This is a genomic window from Pseudoalteromonas phenolica (genome assembly GCF_005886345.1).
Classification (GTDB): domain Bacteria; phylum Pseudomonadota; class Gammaproteobacteria; order Enterobacterales; family Alteromonadaceae; genus Pseudoalteromonas; species Pseudoalteromonas phenolica_A.
In genome coordinates this window covers 69,997-89,307 of sequence record NZ_PNEC01000042.1, presented here as the reverse complement: position 1 = coordinate 89,307, position 19,311 = coordinate 69,997, and the positions used below count along the sequence as shown (strand labels likewise).

The window sequence follows — 19,311 nt, the reverse complement described above, 5'->3', positions numbered from 1 at the left end:
TTTATCAAGCCTTGTAAGTAGTAATGAGACTTGCTTGAAACATAAATATAAAAATATCTCAGAACAAAAAAATGGCTTCTCCCTGAAGCCATTTTGCTTTTGCACTACTTGTGGGGGCGGTAAGTACTTTGCTGCCTACCAGCAACCATTTGCGCAGTTGACATTATGGTGATTGTGAATCTGCGATTTATGACCTGTATGCACATTCACTGTGACACCATTGTAAGTGAGCGTTGCCCATGCCACAGTGCCGTTGTTCATCCACCAAGTACTCTGACTATCGCCGGCATAAGCAAAGTTACCAGATAAGGTTTTGGTCGCTATTTTTTGGCTACTGATATAAAAGTTAACTACTGTGCCTGCAGGGGCATTTGGGAAGTGACCTTTAATTCCTCTGATACGCTGACCATGACAACAACCATCTGAGCCCTCCCAGTTTACCTGACCATATTTAGCGGCATTTTGTAATTGCTCAGCAGTATTAGGATCATTTTCTATTATTGTGGCTGTTTGTTGCGCGCTACCACTGGCATGCTCAGCAGCTGTTACTTGTAAAGTAAATAGCTTGTTACCCTCGTATACCGTGTTATCAATCGTTGGGATCTGTATACGGTAGCTCACCTCACCCGCAGCAATGGTGATGGTCTGATCTGGGTAGGTGTAATCATTATTAGGAGTTGTGATAGGGGTAGTTGATACATCTACTTTTATATCTTGCCCTGAAGCTCTATCAAGGGAGATTTCAAACTCTAGTGTACCGCCTTCATTTACTGAGGCCGTAATGGCAGACAATGAAATTTCAGGTAGTGTTAAAGGTTGGCAAAGCGGAGTCTCCGGGCAGCTTATAGAGTTTGTATTATCGATGGCTAAGTCATTTAATTGCGCAGGAAGAGTCGCCATTTCGCATGCTTCACCTGTATATGGTTGAACTTGGTAGAGGTCTGTTTTATTTAAGCTACCATAATCATTGGTTTTATCGCGGCTAACGATCAAGGCACCTTCGCCATTAAAAACCGCACCTGTTAAAGTTGGAATAGAATGAGAGGCGAGTTTAGTTAATGCGAAAGTTTCGAGGTCCACAGTAAAAATGGCCGAGTTAGAGATCAAATATAACTGCCCTTGGTTAAAGGCCAAATCACCACGCCACATCTCTCTGTCTTGCCCGTAACCAGAGAGGGTGCCAAGCAATGTCGTAGCACCTGTATGTGGATCAATGCTATATAATTTATCGAAATACGACCCAACTAACAGGCCCGTATTTTCGTTATAAGCCAGACGGTACATAGGCTTACTTTTAGCAAGCGTAGTATGTTCTTTTGTATCCATATCAACATAGGCAATGCGAGTATACTTATGTCGGCTTGCTGAAATAGGCAGTGACTTAAGCTCTGTACTATTTAAAGCAACGCCAGATACATCAAGTTTATACTCATGTGCCCTTGGTGCACTCACATAGTACAAGCGGTTTAAGTCATTGGCATAAGCCAAAGCCGCAGAACTAAACTTTGCTTTAGAATGAATAAAGGTGTCGCCACTGTATTCATTCACATCAAATATTAGACCTACCTCACCTCGTCCAGCATTAATGCCATAAAGTTTCCCTGTGCAAAAATTTGCTTGCACTTGCGCGGATAACAAACAGCAAAAGGTTATTAATAAGGTGAAGAAAATATGGGGTTTTAACATAGCTTACCTCTCTAAGTATTAGACGGAGATTCGGCCAGTCCGTGGATGAATATACTACTTGTGTACTACTATTTATCCATGAAAATAAAATAATGTAAACATTTAATTTACAATTTATAGTCATAAAGGTTTGGTTTTTGTGGTTGTTATTTGTTTTTAAAGAGTTTTAAGGTAGAAAAAACTTTAGGTTTTCAGAAATGAAAAGCATAAAACTAAAACCAATTAATATGGTTTCGTTTTATGCTAAGGACTTTGTTTTTTTATTCAGCAGTTTGGTTTTGGGTTTGGTATACGGCCGCGTAAACTTGCCTAACACCATGAATGTGGGCTTTAAATGCGACTAAGTCATCACCTTTTAGCTGAATATTACTCGGTTGTTTCATCGTCAGAGGGTTAATGGCTTTGCCGTTTTTATGTACTTCATAGTGAAGATGGCGCGAAGTCGACATGCCCGTATTACCTAAATAACCGATAATTTGGCCTTGTTTGACTCGCGAGCCAGCTCTAATGCCTTTAGCAAACCCTTTTAAGTGTGCATACAAGGTGCGATAGCCGCCGTGATGCTCGAGTAATACTCTATAACCAAAGCTTTTACTATAGTTGGCTTTTAACACCTTACCTTTACCTGCTGCCATAATTGGCGTACCTGTTGGTGCACTGAAATCAATGCCTTTGTGCTGGCGGGTGTAACCTAAAACGGGATGTTTTCGTCTACCAAAAGAAGATGATAAACGTGCCCCATTTAACGGCGTTTTCATTAAAAAGTTCTGTGCCAGTTTACCATCAGCAAAGTAATAGGCGTCTTCAAATTGATACAGCTGATAGCTGTCTTTGTTGTTCACAAACTCAATGGCAACCAGTTTTTGTGGTGCGCTAAACTTGGCAAATAAATGGGTGTCTTGTTGCACCATTGATTGGCTAAAGTTAAGGGTGATCTTATCGCCTTTGCGGATTTCTCGCTGAAAATCGACAAAGTGAGACATAGCTAAAATAGCACTATTGATCACATTGGCTGGGATCTCAGCCTGACTGGCTGCCTTGTACAGGCTTTGACTGATCTCGAACGATTTACTAAAGCGGCGTTGCCTAACCTCTAGTGAAATAGGCGACAGCTGCCATGTGTTATCAACTAATGTGGCTTCAATTAACTCACCATAACCGGTTGCAAAGCGAAGACGTTTTTCTTCTTCTACAGTGTAAGTATCACTTGCCTCGCTACTGATTATGTCGGTATCAGTACTTGTTTCAGTCGCAATAACAGGCGTATTTAAAGTGTGAGTGACAACATCAAACTGAGTGCCTGATTTAATTTTCTTAAAATCAAAGTGCGGCTTTATATCATTTGCCAGAGCATAGATTTGTGACAGATTAAACCCAGCTTCTTTTAAAACATGGGTAATCGTTTGTCCGCGTTTAAGGGTAAAAGTCTCGACATTAACCTGTTCTTCAGCAAGGGAGGGGAGTGATGGGTTGACTGTTTCAGTAGCTGTTTCATCAACTGCAGTTTCTGGCGAATGTGCAAGTTCAGTGTTTTCTGAATTCAGGTCTTGAGCTTCGGTATTGTGTTGTTTGCTTTGTTCATCATTTTCAGCACACCCAACCACTAGGCTTGCTAATAATAACAGTCGCTTTAAAGGCATAAGACTTCCCTGTTGTGATGATTTATTCATTGAATTTATAGTTATTTTTTAATCACTTTGAAGTGCAATGAAGGCAAGCGATTCAAATTCTAATTAGTCGCCACAGTGTAGGGGGTTTTTGAGGGGATTAAAACAAATAAACCCTGAAAAATCAGGGTTTATTAAGGTTTCAATAGTGCATTGAAAGAAGAATTAATTACCTTCTTCTGTTTTTGGTGGTGGGGTGTAGCTCCCGTCAGTGTTTTGTGTCTCAGCGTCGCGAGGGGGAGGTGGTGGGCTTTTTACACCTCCACCGCCACAACCAACAACTTTTTTTAATTCATGAATCGCTAGCTGTTTCATAGTCCTGTCCTTTGTTTGGTTTTATTGCAAATGATAAAGCAGCTAAACAAACTAGAGTATGAATAATTAACTGCAATTTATCTAAAATGTACAGCTTAAAGTAAATCACATCAATTATGTAATTTTTGTACATTAATATTTCTATATAACTAATTAAATTAGCACACATAGAGGTGAAGAATAGAAGTAAAAGAGCAGCTTCTTGTTGTGAAAAATCTAACTTTGAAGCATCGAGAAAGTATTTAGAGTTTGTCTTCCTATAAATATTTAGAGCTATTTTTCTTCTAAAGAAAGAAGGAACGAAGAATAAAGTGCACATGAATGCAGACCAGACATAGTAGTGAGTTGTCCATTCGATTGAGTATTGATAACTATATATATCTATACACTCAATACTTATTAACAGAGTTAAAAACCATCGAGCTCCAATATTTTTCCAGCATTTCAGTAATGCAAATACAAAAATTGGCAATGGAGCGTAAGTGAAGTAATTTAAATATTCTGATAATGCTTCCATTTAATCTTTCCTTAAAAATGAAAAATAAGAATCCAAATCGACACCGAAAATAAATAACACATCTAAAAGTTGTGTCATAGACATTTCACTCTTGCCAGATTCCCAATTACTAATTGTTGATTGATCAACGTTTGATATCATTTTTTTGGCCAGTTGGGCTTGTGATAAACCTTTACTTTGACGCATTTGCCGAATAGATCGCTGAACGTGAAGTTTAAAGCTTTCAGTGCTTTGCTTTCTTTCTATTTCCTTCATTCACTTTCATTCCATGTCTTATTTATCAATAGGTAAACGGCGCTCAGATTATCATGTGACATTTCAAATGTATATATTTTGTTAAAAGTGCAAAATATACCTTACGAAGTAAGGTTACTTTTGCGTAAGATGAAATAAGCCATTTTAGCTGTAGCTGAGGTTATAGTTGTTGCGTGCGAAGTAAGGTTATTTTCGCGCAAGGGCGACGAGTGACCGAAACGAAGTTTCGCAGTGCGAGGAGGTGAGGGTATGGATACCCGATGGGCGTAGCTACATGGAAGTAAATCACTTCGGACTCTTTACAGTACTCGCAGCAAGACTAGCGTTGAGCCTAATCGTGCAAAATACACTTTGCGTAGCGAAGTTATTTTTGCGCAAGGTGAAATGAACCATCTTAACTTTTGTATGGCTGCTTACCTTTTCATTCATGGACTAAATCAGCCTTACAGCGCATTGCCTAAATGGATTTAGGTACTTGGGATTTGTCGGGAACAAAAATCCCTCCATGCGCTGTCATTACTCATCAATTGCTCATTTTCAGTCATGATAGAAGGGGAAAGGGAGTTGTCTGCTGGTTTTGAGAATAGGTTACATGGTGCAGACCTTCCCCCCGCCTATTTGCTAGCTATTAAAACTCAAAACTTCAGCGCAATGAGGATATTCAAAGGCAGCTTGATAATACCGCTTAAGATCAGGGTATTGGTTTAGCAAGTTTAAATCGCCATTTAAACCATGAATGTAATCAAGCATAGGCAGTAAGATTGCATCAACTAAAGTGAATTGCTCCCCTAAAAACCAAGTGCTTTTTTTACTTTGCGATTTATATTTTTCTGCCAATATTTTTAATGTTGAATGTGCTGCTTGCTTTCCTTTTTCTAAGGCTTCTAAACAAGGAGTTCCATCTTGATTTGCTGGAAACTTAAGGGTTAAAACATATAAAGAGATCAAATCACGATAACCATAAATCGACAGCATGCTACTCCAAGCATCTATTAAGGCAGCTTGTTTGGTGTCGCTTGCAAACACGCTTGGGCCTGTAAGTGTATCTAGATAACGAGCAATAGCGTTTGATTCAGGCAAGATAAAATCACCATCAATTAATACTGGCACCTTGCCATAAGGGTGAAGCTTTAATAGTCCTTCGGAGCCCAAAGTGACATCTTCATCTTGCCACTGGCTTTGCAACGAATAGGGTAATGACTTTACTTTACAGATCATCTCAATTGAGCGAACAAATGTTGAAAAATCAGGGCCTACAATCTTGAGTGTGTTCATTTTTACTTTCCTTTTCTGAATGGTTGCACTCGATATTATTTGCAACGACAATATGTTCAAGATCATATTTTAAGGAATAGCCATGCCTTGGGATGTTACGCACAAAACTAAAAGCAAAGAGAAAATTCTAATCTGCGCCGCAAAGCTTTTCGTCGAAAAGGGCTTTGATGCTGTGGGGATCAATGATGTGATGAAATCAGCAAACATGACTAGGGGTGCCTTTTATGCACACTTTAAATCAAAAGCTGACTTATATAACCAAGCGCTGGTAGTTGCTGCATTTGAAGCCAGAGAAAACATCACTCAAGGTTGTGACCAAGGCTTTGCAAGTTTGCAACATAACTACTTACAGCAAGGGCAAGACCCAACTCTAAAAGATAATCAGCAATGCCCGATGGCTTTGTTGATTTCTGACATCAGACAGCGAGAACCCTTAGTCAGAGAAACTTACGAAAAGGTATTTAAAGGTTTTGTGAAATACATTGAATCGCAAGGACTGACAGAAGCTGAAGCACTTAAAGAGGCTGCAACTATGATTGGTGCTGTGGCCTTGTCGGAGTCGTTGATTGATAAAAGCTTGGTGGAGAAGTTATTAGCTGCGTGTCAGGAGTAAGGTGCGAAATATATGTTGCGAAGCAAGACTAGCATTGTGATTTGAATGGCGGAACTGGATCCAAGCTTCTTGGAAGTAATAAAACTCTAATTGTAGGTCGCCATAAATGACGACCTACAATTAGAGTTTTGAGAACAGTGTTTTTATACATCCAGGTAGCTTGAAAATCCCTCTGCATTTTTTAAGCTTGCTCATTTTACTTTGCGTAAAAGTAACCTTGCTTAGCAACGTGTATTTTGAACGTACTAAAACAACTTACTCACCTCTCCATCCTCAAAGACCACCGCTTCTTCCATCAAGCCAAACTCATGTAAATACTGGGCAATACTCGTAAAGCTGGTCGTTTGAATCTTTCGCCCATGGTCGTCGGTGCTGACACCTTTAGCAAACCAATTTCCTAATGCCAATTTAAAGCGGCTCACTTTCACAGGTTGCGGTGTGAAGTAGGCTTCAGTATTGGCTTTAATGCGCGCCATGTCGTCGGTTTCGTAAATCGCAGCATTGATCACATTCAGCGTGTGCTCTGTACAGTTTTGGAACTGGTTGTTAAATGGGTTAGCGATTAACGAGTAATTTGGGTTATGCAGTGCTTGGTTTTTACCTGATGAAATGGCTTCAATTAAACGAAGTTGCAAGTCAGGTGAGGGAATAATAATCCCGGCTTTTAGACTTTCTACGCCCCAGAAAAAATCGACAGGGTAGTCTGTCATTAACGTACTTTTTGCTGGGTTGTCGGCATTTTGATATAGGTTATAAATGGCATAGCCTTTAGCTTTTTTACCATTATCTAACGTGATCTGAGAATAGACGGCAATAGCTGTGTGAGTGAATTGAAAGCCACGAGGTAAGTCTTTTTCAGGTTGACCTAAACGCGCAATAATAAACGCACGCGCGCCATGTTTTGCTGCGTATTTTTCTACTGATTTGGCAAAGCTTGCGACTTCTTCGGCTGCAAATTTAGATTCGCTGTTTTGCTGACTGCCTGCAAAGGTGTTTAGAGAAAGCAGCAGAGCAAATGAGAAGATAAGAGATTTGAAGTAGCGCATAAAGTGCTCCTTATTTGAAAGCTGTAAAGGGGCTTTACGTTGCCCTTAGACCCTGAAACAAGTTCAGGGAGACGTTTAGTTTTGCATACGTGCTTTATGGTTTGTCCTTCAGACGAAGGTCAGAATCCAATTAATTACCGTAATTTTTTTATAGACCCTGAAACAAGTTCAGGGTGACAGTTAGTTTTACATGCTTACTTTATGGTTCGTCATTCTGACGAAGGTCAGAATCCAATTAATTACCGTAATTTTTTATAGACCCTGAAACAAGTTCAGGGTGATAGTTAGTTTTACATGTTTGCTTTATGGTTTGTCCTTCAGACGAAGGTCAGAATCCAATTAATTACCGTAATTTTTTTATAGACCCTGAAACAAGTTCAGGGTGACAGTTAGTTTTACATGCTTGCTTTATGGTTCGTCATTCTGACGAAGGTCAGAATCCAATTAATTACCGTAATTTATTTATAGACCCTGAAACAAGTTCAGGGAGACGTTTAGTTTTACATGTTTTCTTTATGGTTTGTCCTTCAGACGAAGGTCAGAATCCAATTAATTACTGTAATTTGTTTTTATAGACCCTGAAACAAGTTCAGGGTGACGCTCAGTCTTTCTTGTCTGATTTTTTCATTTGCTCTGCGGGTGAGCGGTCCACTGTAATGGTGATCTCGGTAATTTCGAGCGGTTCATGCTTATCGATTTTATGTTTGCCTGATGCAGCATCGATTAGTGACTCGCCAACGGCTTGGCTTGCCGATGCGGTACTGCCAACAACTAATAATGGCACTGCGACCACGCCGCTGGCTACTTGGGCGCTGGCTGTTGTGCTGTGAGCACTAGCAAGTGCTGAGTGGCGGCTGCCTTTACTGGCATGTTCAGACGCAGATTCTGCGTAAGATGCAAATGATGTCAATGCAATTAAACCTAATGTGAAAAGTTGAGAAATGCGTTTCATAGTGGTGTCCTTTAAAATTCAACATACTGTGTTTGTTTGCGTTGACTACAAGTTAGACCAGAGGATTAATAACGTAAACTCAGTTATTAGATGTAGCAATTTAAGAAACTCTAAGTATAGTAATCCTAAACTATCTGGCTTTTTACTTAGGCTATTTCAATTTGAAAGGTTGTCGGCGGTAATGACTTTTATGCTATCTATGCACCTTTTTAAAGCCATTGGTAAAACTTTTAAGGAACACTATGAGCCAAATTTCGCAGGTGAGCGATACACTTAAAATGCTGCTTAAACAGCAAAAGCTAACGTATAAACACATTGCCGAAAAGCTCGATATGAGCGAGGCAAATATTAAACGTATTTTTGCTCAACAAAGCTTTACTTTGCAGCGCCTAGAAGAGATCTGTCATTTATTACAGATTAGCTTGTCTGATTTATTTACCATCACCGAGAAGCAACAAGACCAACTAACAGAGCTCACATTAGATCAAGAGCAAGAGCTTATTGATAACCCTAAGCTATTGCTGGTGGCGGTCTGTGTGCGTGATGCATGGCAGTTTGACGACATTATTGAACAATATGATATCGACCAGTTTGAGCTTATTCGTTTATTTGCGCGGCTCGATAAAATCAAGCTGATTCAACTACTGCCAAACAACCACTATAAACTCCTCATCGCTCAAGATTTCAGATGGATCAAAAACGGTCCGTTAGAGCGATTTATGGAACAAGAAGTGTTGCATCGTTTTATGGCGAGTAAGTTTGATGAAGAAGATAGCTTTCGTTTTTATTTACGAGGTCGTTATTCCAATTCTTCTATTGAGATCATTCAGCGTAAATTGAATCAGCTCACTAAAGAAGCGGCTATCTTGAACCAAGAAGATTCGGCATTGCCAATTGCTAAACGCAAACATATGGGGCTCTTATTCGCGATGCGAGCATGGGAGCCAACTTTATTTGAGCAATTTCGACGCAATAAATCACAAGATTAGAGGGACACTTTCCATGTCAGTTAATACTACTTTCAAAAAAGCGATGTTGAGTGCTTTTGTTTTATCAGCGAGTGCTTTCTCAACCAATGTGTTTGCGGCCAATATGTTTACGACTAAAGCCACTAGTTCGCTTAACTGCGTGACGATTAATAACGACCTTGCGCAAATCGAAAAATTTAAACAAGCAGGCACCTATCGATTTGCAAAAGGCGGCGCTCAACGCATCAACTTCGATTTTGCATCAAGCAAACCTTTTCAAGATTACTTGGCTGCTGCGCGCGCACATATTAATGCGCAAAACCCCAAAGCAAGTATGCCTTGCCCAATTTCAACGCCAACCAGCAAACGCTTGTATGCAGATAAGCCACTTCAGGTCGTAGATTTAATCACGCCGTTTGAACTCAAAGCCGATAACGAAAAGGCAGCAGTATTACTGATTCATGGTTTAACTGATTCACCATATTTATTTCATGATTTAGCCAATTCATTTGTTGAGCAGGGGATATCTGTGCGTACTCTGTTATTACCAGGGCATGGTACGGCAGCAGAAGCATTGGTTGATATAGAGCAAGCTGATTGGCGACAAGCGGCATCGTATGCCATTAAAAGTATGCTTAGCGATTTCGATAACGTGTATTTAGGTGGTTTTTCAACAGGCGGTGCTTTGGTGGTTGATTACTTGAATCACAATACCTTGAACGAAACTGAGCAGCAAAAACTTAAAGGGGTAATGCTGTGGTCGCCAGCCAGTGAAGCAAAAGCGGGTATGGCGTGGGCAGCGAAATACGTCAGTTGGTTTACCGACTATTTGGATGAAGCGGCTGATATCGACTTTGCTAAATATGAATCGTTCCCTGCGAATGCAGGTGCACAAGTTCATGCGCTTATGAAGCAGACCGAACCGAAAAAGTTAAAAGGGCTGCGCAATATACCGTTTTTTGTGGTGGCGAGCGAAGTGGACCAAACCATAGAAACTGATGCAACGGTAAACATGCTGGCCCGTTGGCATGCACAAAATAGCGCAGTTCAGGCACAAGATAGGTTTGTGTATTACTATGCTGATAAAGTTGAAGAGCAACTTAATGCCTTATCTAACTCATTAAAAACCGTTACGACCTTTTCGTGTGCAGGGCAAGTGTATTGTGACCATGTACTTGATATAGCACACACATCGCCAACAAATGCACCTAGTAACCCGCATTATGGTTGGCAGGGCAGTTACCGCAATTGTGAGCATTTAACTGGCGATCTATTTGCAAGTTGTAAAACCGCCCGCGCAGTTACTTTAGGTGAGCTGACTGAGGCGAACTTAGAAACGACCCCTAATTTGCAGCGCTTAACCTTTAACCCTTACTACGAGCAAATGCTTGAACAGATGCAAGGGTTTATTGAGAGCACCTTAAAGTAATCGTTTTTATAATTTTGAGGATTTTTAACGAAATAGATCCTGACCTTCGTCAGGATGACAGCCTGTATAGTTTTAATGTAAAAATAGTGGTCACCCTGAATTTGTTTCAGGGTCCATAAACTTCGTTTAATTCTGACTATGGTTCCTGACCTTCGTCAGTATGACAGCCCGTATAGTTTTAATGTAAAAATAGTGGTCACCCTGAATTTGTTTCAGGGTCCATAAACTTCGTTTAATTCTGACTATGGTTCCTGACCTTCGTCAGTATGACAGCCTGTATAGTTTTAATGTAAAAATAGTGGTCACCCTGAACTTGTTTCAGGGTCCATAAACTTCTTTTAATTCTGACTATGGTTCTTGACCTTCATCAAGATGACAGCCTGTATAGTTTTAATGTAAAAATAGTGGTCACCCTGAACTTGTTTCAGGGTTCATAAACCTGGCTCAAATCTGACTATGTACTCTGACCTTCGTCAGGATGACAGCCTGTATATTTGTAATGTAGAAATAATAGTCACCCTGAACTTGTTTCAGGGTCCATAAGTAGTTAAACCCCAGTAAAGTTTATTAAAACAATACTTTTAGTCCCCAAATACTAACCTTTGATAGTTTGGGTTTACTAAATTAAATGTGTCTCTAATACTGAAGCCAATTACAAGACGCAATAGATTCAAGATTAATGGAGACACAGATGATGAATAAACAAGTACTTATCAATAAACCAAGTAAAGCTTTTAGAATGGCGTCAGTTGCCATGTTAGTAGCAGGTGTTGCGGCCTTCTTAATTGGTTTAGCAAATGCCACCATGCAATTGAATGAAAAAGGTTATTACCTAGCAGTATTATTATTTGGCCTGTTTTCATTCGTGTCTTTACAAAAGACCATCCGCGATAAAATGGAGGGTCAAACCATTTCAAAACCTTATTTTATGATGTGCTGGGCAGCTGTAGGGTCTGCAATTGCACTGTTAACTGTGGGTCTAGTAAATGCAGAATTGTTACTGAGCGAAAAAGGCTTTTACGCCATGGCGTTTTTATTGAGTGGCTTTGCTGCAATCACAGTGCAAAAGAACGTACGAGACGTGATGGCATTGGGTGATGATGAAGTTAGAGAAGAAGCTGACCTAGAGTCTCAATCATAAATAAACATTTCGATTTTATAAAAGCGTTGGTTTATCCGACGCTTTTTTTGCTCTTTTTTTGCTCTTACTTTGCGCGACATAAAGTTGCGCCTACAGTAGGCAATTAATGCTGATAGTTTGTATTTTTGTAGGCGTAGGTTTACCCCACGCTTTTTTATTTGTATTACACTGCGTGAAATAAAACCTCACCTACAACAAAGAGTCGGTTTTTACTTTACTAATCAATCCTGTGCTTTTAACTACACATAAAAGGTCTACTCAGGTATATTCTTACATGAGTATAACTACGAGTTTTGTCTGTGAAAAAAGCAACGTCTTTCGATATCGCTTACCTTGCTGGGGTGTCGCAATCAACGGTCTCGCGCGCTTTGCGCAATAGCCCTTTGGTGAACCAAGAAACCCGCGAAAAAGTGCAAAAAATTGCTAAAGAATTAAATTACAAAGTTGATAAAAACGCCAGTAATCTGCGTTCTCAACACAGTGATACGTTAGCCTTATTGCTTTTTGAAGACCCAACCGATGATGGTTCAGCCATTAACCCTTTCTTTTTATCTATGCTGGGTAGCATTACCCGTGCCTGTGCTGATAGAGGCTATGATTTATTGGTTTCTTTTCAGCAAGCGAGTAATGATTGGCATGCAGACTTTGAAGATAGTAACAAAGCCGATGGCCTCATTTTGTTGGGTTATGGAGACTATGTCGATTTTGCTGAAAAACTCACAAAACTGTCTGCGCAAGGCACCCATTATGTACGCTGGGGTGTGGGAGAAGACCAACTCAAAGGCTCTGCAATTGGCTGCGACAACTTTGCGGGTGGTAAAGAAATAACGCAACACGTATTGAAGCAAGGCCGCAGAAAGTTGGCTTTCTTAGGTACAGCTTCAAGCCATGCGCCAGAGTTTTTCGACCGATATAAAGGGCACTGTGATGCGCTTGAAGAGCACAGTATTAAAGCTGATGAGAAGCTGCAAATAAACGCTTTGTATACTGAAGAAGCGGGTTATGATGCGGCGAAAAAATTGCTCGATTCAGGCGTTGAATTTGATGCTATTTGTGCTGCGTGTGATTTGATTGCTGTAGGTGCGATGCGTGCGCTTAAAGAGCATGGTTTAAGCATTCCTGAAGATGTGGCAGTCGTTGGCTTTGATGATATTGCTGTTGCCAACTTTACCTCGCCACCGCTTTCTACGGTGAAACAAGACACCAAGCGTGCAGGTGAGTTATTGGTTGAAGCGCTGCTTGATATGATTGCAGGCAAAGCGGTAGAAAGCCGTTTGATAGAGCCTCAGCTTATTGTTAGGCAGTCTTGTTAAAGAAGAAATAAGAATGTGGGCCTTTCTTCCCACATTCACAACAAATGCTTATATATTCCCACCAGGCTTTGAGCGTCATTTTGTTGTATTCGATAAATAAAAAGCCGATTGAAGTCTGGCTTCAATCGGCTTTTCGCTTGGGATAACGTTAAATAAACTTTAACTTTTAAACGCTACTTTGATTCTCGTATTAAGCTGTTGCTTGCTTTGAATTGGTCTCAGTTGTTTCCGACCCATTTTCTTTTACAAAGTAAACAGCCAAGGCTGCGAGCAGCATTGCGCCGCCGGCCATCATCATGATGTAAATCGCTTGGCTCTCAAACACTGAGGTTAAAATCCAACCCGCAAACAAGCCAGATACAATTTGTGGCGCGGCAATGGTGAAGTTGAAAATACCCATATACACACCAGTTTGTTTCGGTGGTAAACTGCCAGCAAGAATGGCATAAGGCATGGCTAAGATTGCCGCCCACGCCATACCAACGCCAATCATAGAAATAAGTAACATCACAGCACCTTGTGGCACCTCGATTTCAGTGATCCCTAAGTTCACCATTGTCAGCGTACTGTCTTGCCAGAAAATGATACTGATATAGCCAATGGCGCCAGCTAATAGTGAGACAGAATAAGTCAGCTTACGACCTATTTGGTTGGCAACTTTTGCCATAAATAATGATGCGATAGCAGCAAAAACCGAGTATGCAGCGAACATAATACCGACCCAGTCACCTGCAGTACCCTTAGCTTGTGCAATATACGCTGGAACTTGACCAACTTGAGATAAGTAGTCAGGATCAAACCATTTAGCGTCAACCCCCCAGATGTGTTGGGTAATGGCTGGCATGGTGTAAACCCACATAATGAATAGAGCAAACCATGAGAAAAACTGAACAACAGCAAGGCGTTTCATTGTTTCAGGCATGGTTTTCATTAACCCGAAGAAACCAGCAAGACGCTCAACTAGTGGCAGTTTTTCGGCTTCTTGGTTTAATTCTGGTAAGCCATTCTCGCCTGGAGCATATTCTTTAGTACGCAGAACAGTCCAAAGCACTGAGCCTAACATCACAGTTGCGCCAATATAGAAAGCCCAAATCACAGAAGGGGCAACTTCGCCTTTATCTGCAACGTTTTCTAGCCCAATCACATTGGTCAGTAAGAAAGGTAAAATAGAGCCAAATACCGCCCCAATATTTATTAAGAAAGACTGAATTGAATAACCAAGGTTGCGTTGGTCTTCAGACACCATATCTGAAACAAGTGCACGGAATGGCTGGAAAGCGAGGTTAAATGCGGCATCCATCAATGCAAGCATCATGGCACCAAATAAAAGTGGTGTCATAAAGGTTGCAATGTTTGAAGAGTTTGGCATCAGTAACATACCGAATGCAGCGGCAATACCACCGGCTAAAATATATGGGTTACGTCGTCCTAAGCGATTCCATGTTTTATCAGACGCTGAGCCAACAATCGGCTGAATGATTAAGCCCATTACAGGGGCAACTAGCCAAAAAAGAGAAAGAGAGTGAAGATCTGCGCCAAGGTCTGAAAGAATTCGACTGGCGTTGGCGTTTTGTAAGGCAAAGCCAAACTGTACGCCTAAGAAACCAAAACTGACATTCCAGATCTGCCAGAAGCTCAATTGGGGCTTGGTGTGTTGTGTTTGTTGTCTGGTCATAAAGCGACTCTTATTGTGAATTTCTACCGATATTTTGATTGGAGACTAAGGCTATTTAGTTATCACTAATTAGTGAGTCTAAATCGAAAAATCATGGTATTTAATATGACATTCAATCAATACTACCGAGTATATGAAACAACCACCATGTTATGCATACGTATTCAATGTTGTGTAAAACACTAGATTAAGTGACTGTTAAGCGAAGTGGGCCGCTTATTTTAACGACCACTCTTTTAGCTTTTCAATGACTTGAGCTTCCACAATTGGCTTCGTAATGTAGTCGCTCATACCCGCATCTAGGCATTTTTGCTTGTCGCCCTGCATAGCATTTGCGGTCATAGCAATAATAGGAATATTGATATTGCCACCACCAGCTTCACCTAAACGAATAGCGTGAGTCGCTTGATAGCCATCCATCTCCGGCATTTGACAGTCCATTAAGACGACATTAAATGGATTTTTCTCCGAGCAGGATTTAATACGCTCGATGGCGAGTCGACCATTTTCTGCCACTTCGGTTTTTACGCCAAGGTTACTGAGTATTTTTAATGCAACTAATTGGTTTACTTTATTGTCTTCAACCAGTAGTACATGAGTTTTATCTATCCAATTGGTTTTATCATCCAGTGTCGAGGTTTCATTGACTTCCTTAGCTTCAACCAGTTCATTTGTAAGTTGATATTTAAGCGCAGTATCAGCAACAGCCAAAGTCTTAATTAGGGCTATCTGTGTCATAGGTTTATGGAAGTAGGCATCAACACCTAACTCAAAAGTTTGCGCTTGGGTGTATTGTTCATTCAATCGCCCCATCATGACGAGTTTAGTCACTTTATTCGAGGTGTTTGCTCGTAGTGATTTAGCCAAAGACTCGCCTTGCATACAAGGAAGATACTTATCGAACAAGATGATATCGAAAGGAGTTTCTGAATGCGAAGTATGCTCTTTTAAAACTCGGACTGCAGCTTCGCCACTGACAGCATCAAAAACTGTAACGCCCCAAAGCTCAAGTTGTTTTCTGATCGCGAAACGACAGGAGCTGTTTGAATCGACCAACAAAAGTTTAAGGCTTAAGTTGCTTACGGCGTGGTGCTTTTGTATGGTTTTAACTTTCACTAGGCTCGTAACTGTAAAGCAGCTTCCCACACCAACTTCACTGGTCACTTGAATATCCCCCTGAAGCAGTTGGCATAATCGCTTAGTGATGCTGAGTCCGAGCCCGGTACCGCCATATTTGCGGGTGGTGGAGGCATCAACTTGGCTGAAGGCGTCAAATAACGTGGCCAGTTTATCTTGTGGTATACCAATCCCTGTATCGCGGATTTGACATGTTAGTAACATAGTTGAGCCATCATCGCTAGGTTCAAACTTAGCTGAAATAGCGACTTCGCCGTGTTCTGTGAACTTAATTGCATTGCTGAGAATATTAGTCAGAACTTGTCTTATGCGACCTGGATCAGATTGAATGACATGATTTGATAATTCAGCCAAATCTAACACCATTTCAACTCCCTTACTCTGTGCACTTAATGACATAGACTCTGCTAATAATTCAATAAGCTCTCTTATATCAAATTCGATCTCTTCTAATTCTAATTTGTCGGCTTCTATTTTCGAGAAGTCTAAAATATCATTAATTAACGACAATAGAGAGTTGGCGCTAGTTCTAGCTATATCTACAGTATGTGCTTGTTCTGAGTTTAGTTGACCAGCTTTCAATAAATTGAGCATGCCAATAACCCCGTTCATAGGTGTTCTAATTTCATGGCTCATATTGGCTAAAAAGTCAGACTTTAGTTGCGTGGCTTCTTCTGCTTTTTCTAGCGCAACAGCTAAGTCTTTCGCTTGAGATTCAAGAGAGGCAGTTTTCTCTGAAACTTGCTGCTCTAGTTTCGTAACAAATTGCTTTTGTCTTGTTATTTCCAAGCGTTGAAGGCGAGTTCTTAAATATATGGCTGCAAAAATAGCCCCAGTAAGCAATAGCACATAAATGGTATAGGCCCACCATGTCTGCCATACTGGAGGAGATACATGCAGATTAATGGTGAGCATGTTGTCACTCCACTCTCCATTACTATTGGTGGCTTTTACCATAAATTTATATTCACCCCCATCTAAGTTGGTGAAAGATGCAATATTGCGATTACCAATTTCAATCCAGTTGTTGTCATATCCTTCTAACTTATAGGCATATTGATTTTTATTAGGAGAAACAAAATCTAAAACCGAAAACTCAAACGAAAACACATAATCTAAATAAGATAGCTGTATGTCAGTAACATGTTCATAAGGTCTATCAAGCTCTATGGGTTGCCCCATAATATTAAATCCAGTGAGGACTAGATTTGGCTCAACTTGGCGACTGTTTAATGTTGTGGAGCTAAAGTATTCAATGCCCCTTTGGCTACTGGTAAAAAGCGTATTATCACGACCTTTTACTAAGCTACTTGGATAGTAATTCAGACCTAGCAGACCATCTTGACTATCAAAGTTCTTAATGGTGTTGTTTATCGGTGAATATTTTGAAATGCCTTTGTTCGTTGTTAACCATAAATAGCCTTCAGAATCATCGGCAATGGCTCTGATTAAATTAGTCGGTAGACCATCTTCTTTTTTTACATGTTTAAAGCTTTTTGAATCAGCTTGATATAGGTTTAAACCCTTTTGTGTTGCTATCCAAATATTACCGTCATCATCTTGATGTATGTCTTGAACTAAACTGCCTAGCAAGCTATCCGGGTTGTATCTATTATTTTTAAATGGCAAGAATAATTGCATATCTTCTTGCCAGAGGTTTACACCGTCACCAGTACCCACCCACATGTTGTTTTTGTTATCTCTGAAAATTTCTAATACTTCGGGGTGAGTTAACCCGTAAGCAGCATCTAGGTGGTTAAACTTATTATTAGTATGGTTATAGGTATAAATGCCATTTTTATATGTGCCTATCCAGATTTTTCCAAATTCATCAGAGTTGAGTGTTCTGAACTCCCTAAACTCTTGATGCTTTGGGTCGTCCTTAGGGTAAGTAATAAGCTCAACTTGTTGGTTATTTAGATCAAATTTAGCTAAACCATTATCTTGCGCAACCCATAGCATATTGTCTTGAGATAAGTACATTACGGGCTTTTCGAGTAAGCGATTGCTAGTAAAACCACGGGCCTCTGTAAAAATGGCGTCAGAAAGCTTAACCAGTGTTTGCGAAGCAACACGCCATTTATAAATTTCTGATTTCGATGTTGCGATCAGTAAATCGCCTTTTTTATCGGTGAGAATACCGTTTGGTGCAAGTAATTCAGGCTTTTGGATTGATTTAAATTTACGGTGAGGGACCAGTTTATAGATGCCTTGAACTTCATTGGTGATCCAAAGTGTTTTGGCATTGTCTTCAAAAATAATGCGCAGACCATTGTTATGATCAAGATCGAGTTGTTTAACTTCATCATCATTAGGGCTTTGTCTAAAAACCCCTTTACTTGTGACATACCAAATAAACCCTTCTTGATCTTGTATCATAGAGTTAACTTGGCCTAGATTGTCACCGTTGAGTGCACCAATAGAGTTAAATGAACCACTTTGAATATCAAAAGCAAATGGGCCTTGTTGTGTACCAATGTAAATTTTACCGTCTTGGGTTTTTAAAATATGGCGTATTTCATTTGCGCCAGTTGGGGTCTTATTGTTTTCGTCAGGGAAAAAATACTGAAAAGTGTTGGTCTGTTTGTTAAATAAATTTAACCCAAAACTAGTTGCTATCCATAATGAGTTCAGATCATGGTTTTCTATATCCCATATGCGGTTATGGGAAAGACCAGGCGTATTAAAAGTCGCTTTTTTGATGTGCTCAAATTTGTTATTACCGAGAAAGCGGTTCAAGCCCTGATCATACGAACCAAGCCAAATTGTGCCATCTTCATCATGGTGAAGAGATTGAATACGATTGGCTGAAATAGAGTCTGGGCGTTTAGGGTCGTGGAGAAAGTTTTCAAAGACTCCTTTTTGGTGGTTATAACGATTGGCGCCGCCCCCCCATGTACCAATCCAGATATTGCCCTCTCTATCAAGCATCAAGTTACCGGCATCGTTATGTGACAGGCCATTTTCACTCATGCTGTCAAACTCGAATAAAGAGACTTTTCGGCCGTCGTAACGCATTACGCCATTTTCGGCGGTGCCAAACCAAATCAGCCCTTGTTGATCTTGAATGATTGAGTAGATTTCAGAGGATACAAAGCCGTCTTCGGCAGTGAGTCTTTTCACCGCATATTCATTGGTCAGTAGTGGGATCTGCGCGAAGCTGTTGCTAGAAATAATTAGTAGTAACATGAAAACAGCACGGGCAAAGCTAAACAGTTTATCCATAAAAGGCTTTTAGGTTTTTATAAATTAAATTGGATTGAATTAAGACTAGTTTAAAAAAGGGACTATTTCTAATTAAAAGAAAGTAAATTTAGCAGGT

General features: G+C 40.2%; 15 protein-coding genes. 5 read left to right on the top strand and 10 right to left on the bottom strand.

Annotation, left to right across the window (positions count from 1 at the left end; genetic code table 11):
* Positions 1-135: 135 nt before the first annotated feature.
* The 6 genes from CWB72_RS14515 to CWB72_RS14495 all read right to left on the bottom strand — a co-directional run bounded on the left by CWB72_RS14515 (position 136) and on the right by CWB72_RS14495 (position 5,715).
* Positions 136-1,686, bottom strand: a complete 1,551-nt coding sequence (locus tag CWB72_RS14515) for a hemolysin (protein ID WP_138632750.1) — start codon at positions 1,684-1,686, stop codon at positions 136-138.
* A gap of 260 nt (positions 1,687-1,946) precedes the next feature.
* On the bottom strand, positions 1,947-3,326 hold the full coding sequence (locus CWB72_RS14510) for a M23 family metallopeptidase (RefSeq protein ID WP_138632747.1): 1,380 nt from the start codon (positions 3,324-3,326) through the stop codon (positions 1,947-1,949).
* Between the two features lie 192 nt (positions 3,327-3,518).
* A complete protein-coding gene (locus CWB72_RS20600; RefSeq protein ID WP_171037315.1) occupies positions 3,519-3,668 on the bottom strand; it encodes a hypothetical protein in 150 nt (49 codons plus the stop codon).
* The gene (locus tag CWB72_RS14505; RefSeq protein WP_138632744.1) at positions 3,646-4,185 is read right to left on the bottom strand and encodes a hypothetical protein; all 540 of its coding nucleotides are present in this window, start codon (positions 4,183-4,185) and stop codon (positions 3,646-3,648) included. Before CWB72_RS14505 ends, CWB72_RS20600 begins: the two co-directional genes overlap by 23 nt.
* A complete protein-coding gene (locus CWB72_RS14500; protein ID WP_138632741.1) occupies positions 4,186-4,440 on the bottom strand; it encodes a helix-turn-helix transcriptional regulator in 255 nt (84 codons plus the stop codon).
* 621 nt (positions 4,441-5,061) lie between these two features.
* Entirely contained in the window at positions 5,062-5,715 is a 654-nt protein-coding gene (locus CWB72_RS14495) for a glutathione S-transferase family protein (RefSeq protein ID WP_171037314.1), read from the bottom strand.
* An 82-nt stretch (positions 5,716-5,797) separates the two neighbouring features.
* Between CWB72_RS14495 and CWB72_RS14490 the strand changes: the two genes are divergently transcribed.
* Entirely contained in the window at positions 5,798-6,328 is a 531-nt protein-coding gene (locus CWB72_RS14490) for a TetR/AcrR family transcriptional regulator (protein ID WP_138632735.1), read from the top strand.
* Between the two features lie 245 nt (positions 6,329-6,573).
* On the opposite strand, the gene CWB72_RS14485 is transcribed toward CWB72_RS14490, so the two are convergent.
* Together CWB72_RS14485 and CWB72_RS14480 are read right to left on the bottom strand one after the other, a co-directional pair.
* Entirely contained in the window at positions 6,574-7,374 is an 801-nt protein-coding gene (locus CWB72_RS14485; RefSeq protein WP_138632732.1) for a DUF2145 domain-containing protein, read from the bottom strand.
* 601 nt (positions 7,375-7,975) lie between these two features.
* The gene (locus CWB72_RS14480; RefSeq protein WP_130255111.1) at positions 7,976-8,326 is read right to left on the bottom strand and encodes a hypothetical protein; all 351 of its coding nucleotides are present in this window, start codon (positions 8,324-8,326) and stop codon (positions 7,976-7,978) included.
* 242 nt (positions 8,327-8,568) lie between these two features.
* On the opposite strand from CWB72_RS14480, the gene CWB72_RS14475 reads away from it, so the two are divergent.
* From CWB72_RS14475 to CWB72_RS14460, 4 genes are all read left to right on the top strand, one after another.
* Complete coding sequence (locus CWB72_RS14475; protein WP_138632729.1) at positions 8,569-9,315, top strand: helix-turn-helix domain-containing protein; 747 nt, start codon at positions 8,569-8,571, stop codon at positions 9,313-9,315.
* A 13-nt stretch (positions 9,316-9,328) separates the two neighbouring features.
* The gene (locus tag CWB72_RS14470) at positions 9,329-10,723 is read left to right on the top strand and encodes an alpha/beta hydrolase (protein ID WP_138632726.1); all 1,395 of its coding nucleotides are present in this window, start codon (positions 9,329-9,331) and stop codon (positions 10,721-10,723) included.
* A gap of 694 nt (positions 10,724-11,417) precedes the next feature.
* The gene (gene yiaA / locus CWB72_RS14465; RefSeq protein ID WP_436409858.1) at positions 11,418-11,864 is read left to right on the top strand and encodes an inner membrane protein YiaA; all 447 of its coding nucleotides are present in this window, start codon (positions 11,418-11,420) and stop codon (positions 11,862-11,864) included.
* Between the two features lie 299 nt (positions 11,865-12,163).
* Entirely contained in the window at positions 12,164-13,177 is a 1,014-nt protein-coding gene (locus tag CWB72_RS14460; RefSeq protein ID WP_138632721.1) for a LacI family DNA-binding transcriptional regulator, read from the top strand.
* Positions 13,178-13,367: 190 nt separating this feature from the next.
* Here CWB72_RS14460 and CWB72_RS14455 read toward each other — a convergent pair whose 3' ends face one another.
* Positions 13,368-14,852 carry an MFS transporter gene (locus tag CWB72_RS14455; RefSeq protein ID WP_138632718.1) on the bottom strand — a complete coding sequence of 495 codons (1,485 nt, stop codon included), beginning with the start codon at positions 14,850-14,852 and terminating at the stop codon, positions 13,368-13,370.
* 216 nt (positions 14,853-15,068) lie between these two features.
* Positions 15,069-19,214 (bottom strand): hybrid sensor histidine kinase/response regulator, encoded by a 4,146-nt coding sequence (locus tag CWB72_RS14450; RefSeq protein ID WP_138632715.1) that lies wholly within the window; start codon positions 19,212-19,214, stop codon positions 15,069-15,071.
* Between the last annotated feature and the right edge of the window lie 97 nt (positions 19,215-19,311).